Origin of the sequence: Rufibacter roseus, from assembly GCF_001647285.1 — a bacterium.
Lineage (GTDB): Bacteria > Bacteroidota > Bacteroidia > Cytophagales > Hymenobacteraceae > Nibribacter > Nibribacter roseus.
In genome coordinates this window covers 103,620-113,499 of sequence record NZ_LRML01000015.1, presented here as the reverse complement: position 1 = coordinate 113,499, position 9,880 = coordinate 103,620, and the positions used below count along the sequence as shown (strand labels likewise).

10 protein-coding genes and 1 pseudogene are annotated in these 9,880 nt (G+C 46.5%); 3 read left to right on the top strand and 8 right to left on the bottom strand.

Annotated elements, in window-relative coordinates; translation table 11 throughout:
• Positions 1-174: pseudogene (locus tag A8O23_RS21935) on the bottom strand (histidine--tRNA ligase); the annotation flags it as partial.
• A 123-nt stretch (positions 175-297) separates the two neighbouring features.
• Positions 298-1,254, bottom strand: coding sequence for a CvpA family protein (locus tag A8O23_RS18085; RefSeq protein WP_066624465.1), 957 nt, complete (start codon positions 1,252-1,254; stop codon positions 298-300).
• 176 nt (positions 1,255-1,430) lie between these two features.
• Between A8O23_RS18085 and A8O23_RS18080 the strand changes: the two genes are divergently transcribed.
• The 3 genes from A8O23_RS18080 (at position 1,431) to A8O23_RS18070 (ending at position 3,479) form a co-directional block, all read left to right on the top strand.
• Positions 1,431-1,712, top strand: coding sequence for a GNAT family N-acetyltransferase (locus tag A8O23_RS18080; RefSeq protein ID WP_066624463.1), 282 nt, complete (start codon positions 1,431-1,433; stop codon positions 1,710-1,712).
• A gap of 123 nt (positions 1,713-1,835) precedes the next feature.
• Positions 1,836-2,696 carry a prephenate dehydrogenase gene (locus tag A8O23_RS18075; protein WP_066624456.1) on the top strand — a complete coding sequence of 287 codons (861 nt, stop codon included), beginning with the start codon at positions 1,836-1,838 and terminating at the stop codon, positions 2,694-2,696.
• 150 nt (positions 2,697-2,846) lie between these two features.
• Complete coding sequence (locus tag A8O23_RS18070; protein ID WP_066624454.1) at positions 2,847-3,479, top strand: hypothetical protein; 633 nt, start codon at positions 2,847-2,849, stop codon at positions 3,477-3,479.
• A 38-nt stretch (positions 3,480-3,517) separates the two neighbouring features.
• On the opposite strand, the gene A8O23_RS18065 is transcribed toward A8O23_RS18070, so the two are convergent.
• The 6 genes from A8O23_RS18065 to A8O23_RS21490 all read right to left on the bottom strand — a co-directional run bounded on the left by A8O23_RS18065 (position 3,518) and on the right by A8O23_RS21490 (position 9,670).
• Entirely contained in the window at positions 3,518-4,573 is a 1,056-nt protein-coding gene (locus A8O23_RS18065) for an MJ1255/VC2487 family glycosyltransferase (RefSeq protein ID WP_066624452.1), read from the bottom strand.
• Between the two features lie 81 nt (positions 4,574-4,654).
• Positions 4,655-5,266 carry a hypothetical protein gene (locus A8O23_RS18060; protein ID WP_066624449.1) on the bottom strand — a complete coding sequence of 204 codons (612 nt, stop codon included), beginning with the start codon at positions 5,264-5,266 and terminating at the stop codon, positions 4,655-4,657.
• Between the two features lie 79 nt (positions 5,267-5,345).
• Complete coding sequence (locus A8O23_RS18055) at positions 5,346-6,146, bottom strand: phosphatase PAP2 family protein (RefSeq protein WP_066624446.1); 801 nt, start codon at positions 6,144-6,146, stop codon at positions 5,346-5,348.
• 53 nt (positions 6,147-6,199) lie between these two features.
• Positions 6,200-7,705 (bottom strand): ATP-binding cassette domain-containing protein, encoded by a 1,506-nt coding sequence (locus A8O23_RS18050; RefSeq protein WP_066624443.1) that lies wholly within the window; start codon positions 7,703-7,705, stop codon positions 6,200-6,202.
• A gap of 151 nt (positions 7,706-7,856) precedes the next feature.
• Positions 7,857-8,882 (bottom strand): glycerophosphodiester phosphodiesterase, encoded by a 1,026-nt coding sequence (locus A8O23_RS18045; protein ID WP_239693442.1) that lies wholly within the window; start codon positions 8,880-8,882, stop codon positions 7,857-7,859.
• Positions 8,883-9,043: 161 nt separating this feature from the next.
• Positions 9,044-9,670 carry a hypothetical protein gene (locus tag A8O23_RS21490; protein ID WP_153042269.1) on the bottom strand — a complete coding sequence of 209 codons (627 nt, stop codon included), beginning with the start codon at positions 9,668-9,670 and terminating at the stop codon, positions 9,044-9,046.
• Positions 9,671-9,880 lie beyond the last annotated feature (210 nt).

The window sequence follows — 9,880 nt, the reverse complement described above, 5'->3', positions numbered from 1 at the left end:
AGAACTCCCGGTACCGGCCCCGCTGCGGACGGTCGGCCCGCCACACCGGCTGAATCTGGTACCGCTTGAAGGGGAAAGAAATGTCATTGCGGTTCATGAGGCCACGTAACGGGCAAAAGGCACCGTTAAATCGTAGCGCAGCGCTTTCTCTGAGATTCTGGGGGTAAGGGCTTTATATTTAAAAAACAGGTCAAAAATATACAACGTTTTCTCACTCTGCCTATGGCATTTCCGCTTTCCACAAGCCCCAGAACTCCTTTAAACCAAACTGATTTCTAATTCTTAATTTAAAGAACCTTAATTCTTGAACTTCTGCGTCACCATCAATCGCCGGCCTCCGCCGCTCAAAATGCCTATGCCTACTCGTCCAAATTTGTCTCTGAGGATATTAGCGCGGTGTCCGGGGGAATTCATTAATCCGTCGTGCGCAATAGTAAGGCTGGGCGCCAACGCCAAATTTTCGCCGGCCACTCTAAAAGGCACCTTCCCTCTCCGAATGCGGTCAAACGGACTGAGGCCTTCGGGGGTGTAGTGTGAGAAGTATCCCCGTTCAAACATATCTTGCGAGTGCAAACGGGCTACCCTTCTTAAGGCAGTATCGGCTTGTAACGGCTCTAGACCTTCGGCTGCGCGTTCCTGGTTGATGAGTTCCAGCATTTCAGCTTCCAGATCTGGGCGGGGCTTGGCGTCAGCAACCTTATAAGGCAGTTGAATCATTTCATCGGAGCCAGGTTTTACGGTGAGCTTATTCATGGTACGCTGCACCGCCTTGTCAAAAACAGGAGCAAGGGCCATTTCGGCGCGTTCACCGTAAGAAGCAAATCTATTCGCCAGCGCGCTGCTTTGCACCTCTTCTTCTAGACCGCCTTTAAACGGAATAGCCATGAGCAGCACCCCCACAATGGCCGCTGTGACCACACCACTTAAGAAGCCCGGAATAAGGCCTAACAATTTATTGCTTTTGTGCCGGTGCACTTCCGGAGACAGCTTTTCCAGAATCAGGTTGCCCAAACTCTGAATCATGATACTGGCAATTAGAACTACCAGAAAAAAGGAAATTGGCAACAGCCAGGTGGCGCTCCAGTCTACCAATTTTTCCAGCACTTCGGCCATATTGGGGTACAGGCGTAAACCAATAAGCAAGCTCCCCACCCACCTTACCAAGTCCAGCATTCCCAGCACAAAGCCACGGTGCCAACCAGACCAAATGCTGGAAAGAACAATAAATGCAATTAGTATATCAATGTAATTCATATAAAGAAATGCTGCTTATAAACGAGTTAGATCTTGAGTACTTGTACAACACTAGATTGGTTTCTGTTGCTTAACGCCACCAACGGAAACTAATCAAACAGCAAATTCTGTAGTAACTCCATCTTATCATACTTGAAAACATTACGTATGTACATCACCACGTAGCTAAGCCAACCATGAAATTGCAAATTACCCACGACCAAGACGATTTACGGTTTTACGCCTCTTTAGATCAGGAAGAAGCAGAACTAACCTACTTCGTCACCGAAGATAATGTTCTGGACTTTGATTACACCTTTGTTCCGGAAAACTACCGTAACCAAGGACTTGCTGACCAGCTAGTGGAAACGGCCCTACGGTATGTAAAGGAGAATAACCTGAAGTTTACTCCCTCCTGCCCAGTGGTCGAGGCATACGCAAACCGGCACCCTGAGTACCAGGAGTTCATGGTGTTGTAAGCCAGAAACTATGGTGATATATGATCTCACCATTTCTACCCTCCTCCTTACAAACGCAGCCCAGCGTTACGCATAGAGCAAGATTTGTAGTACCTTGCCGGCAATTGCTGTACGCTTACTTTTATGAAAACCATTTCTATTGTTGGTACCGGCCTTATTGGCGGCTCTGTGGCGGTTGATTTACGAGATGCCGGATTTGCCAACCAGTTTATTGGGGTAGAACAAAATCAGGATAACGCGGCTAAAGCCGTTGAACTAGGCATTGTAGACCAGGTTCTTCCGTTGGCAGAGGCTGCTGCGTTGTCTGATATCATTGTACTGGCTATTCCGGTAACAGCCATTCAGAAAATGCTACCGGAGCTGCTGAGTCTGGTGCCGGAACACGCCGTGGTCATTGATTTAGGCTCTACCAAAGGCCAGCTGTGCGAAGCCGTGCGCCACCACCCCAAGCGTCACCAGTATGTAGCAGCTCACCCTATTGCCGGTACCGAGAACTCTGGCCCTACCGCAGCTCACAAAGGGCTATACCAAGGCAAAATGAACATTATCTGTGAGAAGGAACTATCTTCAGAAAATGCTCTTGCTACTACTTTGGCGGTGTTTGAAGTCTTGGGCATGAAAACCATTTTTATGCAGCCGCTCGAGCACGACAAACATGTGGCTTATATCTCACACCTCTCGCACGTGAGCTCTTTCCTGCTGGGCCTGACGGTATTAGACGTAGAGAAAGACGAAAAAAACATCTTCACTCTGGCTGGTTCTGGATTTGCCTCTACCGTGCGTCTGGCTAAAAGTTCACCCGACATGTGGGCTCCCATTTTCGAACAGAATGCCCATTTTTTAAGCCACGCCTTAAGCGAGTATATCAAGCACCTGCAGCGTTTCCATGAATGCCTGATCAACAAGGATACTGAAAAACTTTACGAGATGATGGCTCAAGCGAACCAGATTCGGCCGGTACTGGAAGGGATTACGGTGAAGTAGCGCTGTAGTGTTTAGTGTTTAGTAGATTAGGAAGGACGGGGAAGCTCGTCCTTTTTGTTTCCTGCATTTGCCTAAATAAAATTGGCTGTGTTGCTAACCTCTTGCTCTAAAAAACGAATAACGAGCAACGGATAACGAACAACATTAGCCATGGCCATTTCAGATATACTAGATAAGGTTAAAAAAGAGTGGGAAGTTTTAAAAGGCGAAGAGGCAAAAGACAAGCTCTTCGTGAACGAGAACACCTTTCCTGACGAAGCCACTGCCCGACGGGAGTTTGAACGCAGCAAGCAAAAGCTATTCAACGTAAATGACTGGTCTAAGCTGGAAGGCATGAATTCTACCTTTCAGCTGTACACGCCACAGGGGCAGAAGTCGTCGGCTACAAAGCCATCTGAGGGCGATTACATGCTCATTATTTTGCCGGGTACTACCTTTGAAAACTGGGTATTGATATCTAAAGTAACAGAGGAAGAAGACGTGGCGGAGTTTGTGGTGCACCCCAGCCAGAAACCCCAACCGGAGCCCGGTGAAGAGGGAGTGATCAAGCACTTTTTCGTGAAGGAAGCCAGCAGCACGTTCAGGGTGTACCGTGACGGCACCAAAATCATGGGCTTTGAAATTGGCCGCCACGAAGCCATCAACAACCATGGAGATGAAGCCGGTGACCGTGCCCTGCTGAACACCTTCATTTCAGAAGGTGGCTGGGCTGGTTTTCAGGATTACCAGTGGGACCGCATTACCAAATACTACGTGCACCTGGAAGAACTACCAGGCAAATAGGCTAGTGCTATTTTGGAGCTGTTTTACAGAAAACAAGCCTAAAACAGTTTTTCTAATTGCCTATCAATCTTCTGAAACAGTAACTCATTCCCATTTTGGCTGTACCCGGCCAGGTTCTGCTGGAACTGAGGCACATCATACAGAAATGCTTTCAAGCCATTTGGTGTGAAAGCAGGGAAGTAACGTCCGTAGCCCAGCTTGTCAACATAAGCAGCGTTCAGGTACTGTTCAAACTGCTTGGGAATAGGCACGGAACAAATAGGTTTGTGCAAGTACACTGCCTCGCTTAAAAGTGAGAACCCACCGTTGGCTACCACCGCCTTGGCTGAGGCCAAATCCTGTATAAATCCGTCTTCACTGAAGGCTTTGAGTTGCACATTGCCATGCTGCTCTTCTTTGTTAAACCCATACACATAGAAGGTCTCCTGTGGCAGTTGCTGAAGGGTTTCCAGTAGGTTCTTTTGGTTGGCACTGGATTGGTACACCAAAATATGCTCTCCCTGAATGGACTTGGCTTTCAGAATTTCTTCCCGAATAATGGGCGGCACCAAAGTAGTGTTGTCTTTACATACCTCGGCCTGAAAGAAAGAGGCTACCAAATAATGAGCCGCACCAGGTACCTTGGCTTTCACCACATTCTTTGCAACCTGAAAGCTGCTTTTCCATTCGGGCAAAGCAGGTATGTCTAGCTTGCATCTGTTAATCACCTGCATGTTATCAATGCTGATCACAGGCAGGCGGTGGTGCTTGGCAAACAGAAACGAAAAAGATTCAAAATCTGAAATGACTACCTCCGGCATGAACCGCTCTATCAATTCACGGTACCGGTTAAAATTCATTTTCAGATTAGCCGGTGCTGTCTTTAGCGTGAGTAGCGCCGTATTTACGGTAGAGACCGCCGCGTTTCGGTAGGCAATATGGAAGCCTTTGATCTCGTGTACCCGCCCCGGAAAGGCCTTGCTCAGAAATTGATACGCCCTGGCACTTGATACTACCTGCACATCATGTCCCTGCGCCAGTAAATGCGTAAGAATGACTTTACTGCGGGTAGCGTGTCCCATGCCCTCGCCGGGCACACCGTATAGAATTTTCATGAACTAATCTTCCTTTGCAACCAACGTGGTTGTCTTACTCTCAAACCTACTATGGAATTTTTATTAATGCTATCTATTACTCTACTCACGTAAAGATTTCCCAATCACCAAGCTAATATCTACTCCACCTAACGTCATTTGCTGATTAAAACTGAAGAATCCTCCGAAATTCAACCCCACCTTTTTGCCAGGATAAAGCGCTAGATCGCCCCGCAGGCTACCGCCAATCATATTATGCCTTATCACCTCGTACTCATAAATTGAATAGTTGAAAAAACCGCCCCAGCTGTTAGAAGGCGAGGGTACTTTCTTAACATTGTAGGGCATTTTATAATATACAAAAGACGGACCGGCAGAAAGGGTAAGGAAGGCATTCTTCTGCAGGGGCAAAACCTTCCCGATACTTACATTGGCCTCCTCATACACATGCTCCGGAATATACTTCTCTGACACATTATCAGATGCAGGAACATCATGATTGTACGAGTACCCATAGTATCTCAGCCCAAATGCTAAGTTTTCTTTCGTTTCTAGTACTACTGCTACATTTACAGCTGGCACTACCTTGTAAGGCAGTGGGAAAATTACTCCCAACTGCCCATAGATGCGGGGTTTAGCTATAAAAACAGAATCTTGGGCTTTGGCACTAGGAATACCGATAAGGAAAATCAGAATTACAATTAACTGTTTCATAGTTGTTGTTGAATGTAATGTTAGATGTCATTGATTTTATAATTTAATAAGGATAAAGCTAAATTTATTTCTGATTGAATTAAAGGGTGGCATCTTCTGGATGGGTAGCAACCTTAAAAACCTTCTGAAGCACTCCAGACAAGGAAAGAAGATACGCCAGCACCAAGCCCAAACCAGCTCCCAAGGACACATCCAGTTCTGAATGCACGCCCAGCGCCACTCTTGACAAGCACACAAGTACCGCCCAAGCCAGCGGCAATAACAACCACGGCCGTCTTTTGCGGGGTAGTTGCAGCCCTAGCCACATGGTGAGCATAGAGCCCAGCATGAAAGCATTCTGAGAGTGCCCCGAAGGAAAGGAGTACCCCGCCTCGTTTACCCAGTGCGCCAACACCTGCGGCGAAACGTCTGCCCACTTTTCCGGATTTTGCTGCAGATAATTTCTCAGGTAATCTTGGCGGGCGGGCACATCCTTACGGTAAAATTCATGGATGAGAGAGGCCTGTAATTCTGCTTTACCCAACAAGAACTGATGGCTTGGTCGGGGTACGTGGGTAAGCGGCTTTATTCCGTATTCATTAAGCAGAGCTATTCCGCCTAAGGTAACCACTAAAAAGCCAAAAGCAGCCGCGAATGATTTAACCTTCAGCTTGAGTTCTTGCTGCGGTTTGGCTGCCAATAGACATAATAAAACGGCTATACCCGTAGTACCGTACACCCCACCCGACTCTGACAACAGGTACCAAAAGGTTGTGTCAGAATCATTCTGCAGGTATCCGCAAAAAGAAACAGGTAAGCTCCATACTAACACCACCATCAGTAGCCAGCCCAAGCCAGAAAGCAACAAAGCAAAGCGGTTTTGATAAAAATGGGCTTTCATGGCAGAACTGAAGAGGTAGATTGAAGAGGAAATTTACTGAATTCCCTTGTAATTCATACATGTTCCTGCACCACGCCATTCTGCAACTGCAAGACTTTAGTTACGCAGGCCGGAATTTCCTGAGGGTAATGGGAAACGTAAATGAGCGAGGTGTTGCTATAGGCACAGATGGCTTCCAGCAGTAGCTTGAACCGGTGCTGTTGTGGGGCATCCATGCCTTGGCAAGGTTCGTCTAAAATAAGAAGGGGAGGGTTCTTAATGAGGGCGCGGGCCAATAGGCAAATACGTTGGGCGCTGGCAGAAACCTGCCGCAACGGTTTTTCCGCCAACTCTTCTAAACTCAGCAGTTTCAGCCACCGCATGGCCAGCTCGACGTTTTCTGAATAGCTTGTTTTGATCAATCCCAATGTATCGTATAGCCCAGACTCTACCACCTGCAGACAGTTGTTCTGGTACGGGAAAAACTGAAATAATTCCGGCGATACAAAACCAATCTTCTTCTTGATGTCCCAAATAGTTTCGCCGCTGCCCCTCTTGCGGTCAAACAGCGTAATATCTTTAGAGAAGGCCTGCGGATTATCGCCGTTCAGCAAACTAAGCAAAGTTGTTTTTCCGGCACCGTTCGGCCCCAGCAACGCCCACCGTTCGCCTTGCCGTACCTTCCAATTTATGTTTTGAAGTATCTGTTTCTCACCGTACTCCACCGACACATTTTTTAAATGCAGCACGGTAGTATAGCTTTTTTGGCCATGCACGGTCAGTAATCTTTTCAATTCTGCTACATCTGGAAAGACTGGCGAGGCAACGGCCTTTACAGGATCTAATGCTTCTTTAGTAGACGTAGCCGTTATTCTGCCACTGGTTAAAGTGGCCACATGGGTCACGGATGTGGGGATTTCAAAGTGCGAGGTGGCCATGATCACCGTGATGCCTGAGTTGACAATTTGGGTAATCAGCTGGTCGAAATCAGAGCGGGTTTGGGTGTCAAGACCTGTCAGCGGCTGGTCTAGCAACAGCAGCTTCGGGTTTTTCAGCAAGGCAGACGCCAGCAGCAGACGTTTGGTCTCGCCGTTTGATAGTTTGATCAGCTGCTTTTTCAGTAGAGCCTCTAACTTAAACATGCTCACAACTTTCTGCACAGACCACACCGAATCATGGCTTGAGGAAGAGCTGATTTCAGCCAGATAATGCCCTACCATTGGGGCATCTTCTGAATCAGTGGCGTGGTAGCGTTGTTGGTAGTAAAAGCTGGAGCTGTTGCTGGAGAAGTTTTTAAACGCATGCCGTTGCCCAACCTCTGCCACCAGATCACGGAAAGAGAAAAAAGCATCCTGCTCCGGATACTCTGTCAGGTACTCCTGATAAAATCCGTAATCAATCTGCCCCTGCGCCAGGCCAATTTGCCCTGCAATGGCTTTGAGTAAACTACTTTTACCAGATCCGCTCTCCCCTACCACTGCCCATTGCTCACCCTTCTGCACCTGCCAGTTCAGTTGTGACAATACTGTATGATTGGCGTAGCGGGCAGAGACATTGCGGAGGGAAAGAAAAGGGGGCATAGATAGAAGTGGACAAAGTTGCCGTGGGGCAACTTCATAAATGACACAATTTTCTGATGTGGTGATTAGGCTTGCAGCAGTGGGTACTCTGCTTCTGTTTTAAGGCTATTTTTAAGAAAACAGCCTTAAAACAGAAGGGAGCTAATTGGGTTTATTTTTTCACCTTCTCCAGTAGAAGCTCTGGCTCGTTGGTGGTAATAAAATCGACATTTCGTTCCAGAAGCCAGTCCATTACTTTAGGGTCATTGACAGTCCAAACATTGACGGTAAGGCCCAATTGGTGTGCTTCCTCTATCCAGTGAGGATTTTTCTGAAGGTGCCCTTGGTTATAGTCTAATCCAAAAAAGCCATCTTTTGCCAGCTCTGCAGGAGTTTTGTTGCCCTCCAGGTACGCTACACGGGCATAAGGGTCCAGTTCCAGTACTTTCTTCAGAATATCGTAATCAAAGCTGATGTAGTCAACCCAGCCCTGGGCTTTGTGTTTCTGCACCATCTCCACCACTTTCTGCGCCAGCGCCTGCCCGCGCTCTTTGCTGATGGATGAGGGCTTTATTTCCAGGATTAGTTTGGTTTTGTTTTGCTTCAGGCCTTCCAGCAAGTGAGCCTCCAACGTAGGTAAGCTTTCTCCGTTGGCCAATTTCAATTTAGCCAGCTCGGCTGCCGGAGTTTTCTCTAGGTGCACCCCGTTCATATCATGGTCATGGTGTACAAACAACACTGAGTCAGAGGACATGTGAATATCAAACTCGCTGCCGGTGCAGCCCATTTTTATGGCGTGTTGCAAAGCGGCAATGGAATTTTCGGTGGCTCCGGTGTTTTTCCAGGCGCCACGGTGGGCAATGACCCGGTTTGAGACAAACTCATCCTTCACAATATGGAACGTGTCTGTCTTACCATTCTCCGAAACCAGCACCAGCTCCAGAAAATCGGCTGGAGTTTGAAGTGCGCTCTTTTTCACCTGAATGGTGTTGTCTTTGCCCAACGTAAACAAAGTCTCACTTTTGCTGCTAAGTTTTACATTAGGTAATTTTTCACTCGCCAATATTTTGCCCACCACGGGGTTAGACGCAGAAAAAGAATATCCCGACAGCTTGATTTGGTTTTGGCCCATGGCAACAGAGCAAGAAAAAAGGCACCACAACAGAGGACCTACAAAAACAGCAAAAACTTTTCTCATATCAACTTTAAAAGAAGGGCATCACCTGCCCAAACAACTAATTTACCAATATTGGCGCAAACCCATGCGATTTCAGCCTTTTTTCTTAAAAATAGGCCGAAAACAGAAAATTCTATCCTAAGTCTCAGTCTGTCATTAGTTGTCAGTTAGGCATAGGAAGGCTAAAACATGCCTAGTACTAAATTAAGATTCAAACCCCAAGATGTCAATTTCCGGTTGTAGTTTACCACGCCGCCCACACTGGCGCCAAAATCAACCTTTCTTGTCGCCTTCTTGGAAAGGAGCATATTACGGAAAGGTAAAATCACCACATCCGCCCGGGCAGAAATTCCTGGCAAATAATACGTGCGGGTATCATACTCAAATTTATCATAACCTTTCCAACCGCCGGTATAGGTCGACCTAAAATTATGCGGCATTATGTATTGCACAAAAGAAGGTCCGGCAAACAAAGACAAGAATCCTGTTTTGTGAAAATTTATAATTTTCCCCACTGATACATTAAATTCCGCAACCTCATGCCTGGGTTCTTGATTCTTGGTTAAGTCAAATTCTGACACACCGCTATCTGCAAAGGAACTGCCGTATAAACCAATCCCTAAATCTAGTTTTTTTGTTGTCCTAGCTGTTATATACATATTGCTAATATGGGCTTGGCTAGAGGTTAATGGAACCGAACCACCAACAAAAAGATAAACTCGTTTGCCCGATGCCGCAGTGGAATCTTGCGCTTGTAAACCATTAACTATCCCCCCAAATACCAGTATAAGTAGCATTACTGTTTTCATAGTATTTAATTGATTTAATGGAATTTACGCTTATTCTTCAGATTTTAAAAAGTTCTTTTGAGATTTCTAATACTACTGGTGACTCATTGGTTCACCCTACGCTATTACCCTATCATATTTTTACCATCAAAAGAAGAACTAGGCCTTGGCTGATGTAGAATTTTTAAAATCCTGTTTTTGGTCTGATTTCAGAAAATCAGACCAAAAATG

What these genes read in the sequence shown, in the direction of transcription:
- A8O23_RS18080 (WP_066624463.1), top strand. Translation starts at nt 1,431, where the DNA reads ATGAAATTGCAAATTACCCACGACCAAGACGATTTACGGTTTTACGCC.
- A8O23_RS18055 (WP_066624446.1), bottom strand. Translation starts at nt 6,146, where the DNA reads ATGAAAGCCCATTTTTATCAAAACCGCTTTGCTTTGTTGCTTTCTGGC.
- A8O23_RS21490 (WP_153042269.1), bottom strand. Translation starts at nt 9,670, where the DNA reads ATGAAAACAGTAATGCTACTTATACTGGTATTTGGGGGGATAGTTAAT.
- A8O23_RS18065 (WP_066624452.1), bottom strand. Translation starts at nt 4,573, where the DNA reads ATGAAAATTCTATACGGTGTGCCCGGCGAGGGCATGGGACACGCTACC.
- A8O23_RS18085 (WP_066624465.1), bottom strand. Translation starts at nt 1,254, where the DNA reads ATGAATTACATTGATATACTAATTGCATTTATTGTTCTTTCCAGCATT.
- A8O23_RS18070 (WP_066624454.1), top strand. Translation starts at nt 2,847, where the DNA reads ATGGCCATTTCAGATATACTAGATAAGGTTAAAAAAGAGTGGGAAGTT.
- A8O23_RS18045 (WP_239693442.1), bottom strand. Translation starts at nt 8,882, where the DNA reads ATGAGAAAAGTTTTTGCTGTTTTTGTAGGTCCTCTGTTGTGGTGCCTT.
- A8O23_RS18075 (WP_066624456.1), top strand. Translation starts at nt 1,836, where the DNA reads ATGAAAACCATTTCTATTGTTGGTACCGGCCTTATTGGCGGCTCTGTG.
- A8O23_RS18050 (WP_066624443.1), bottom strand. Translation starts at nt 7,705, where the DNA reads ATGCCCCCTTTTCTTTCCCTCCGCAATGTCTCTGCCCGCTACGCCAAT.
- A8O23_RS18060 (WP_066624449.1), bottom strand. Translation starts at nt 5,266, where the DNA reads ATGAAACAGTTAATTGTAATTCTGATTTTCCTTATCGGTATTCCTAGT.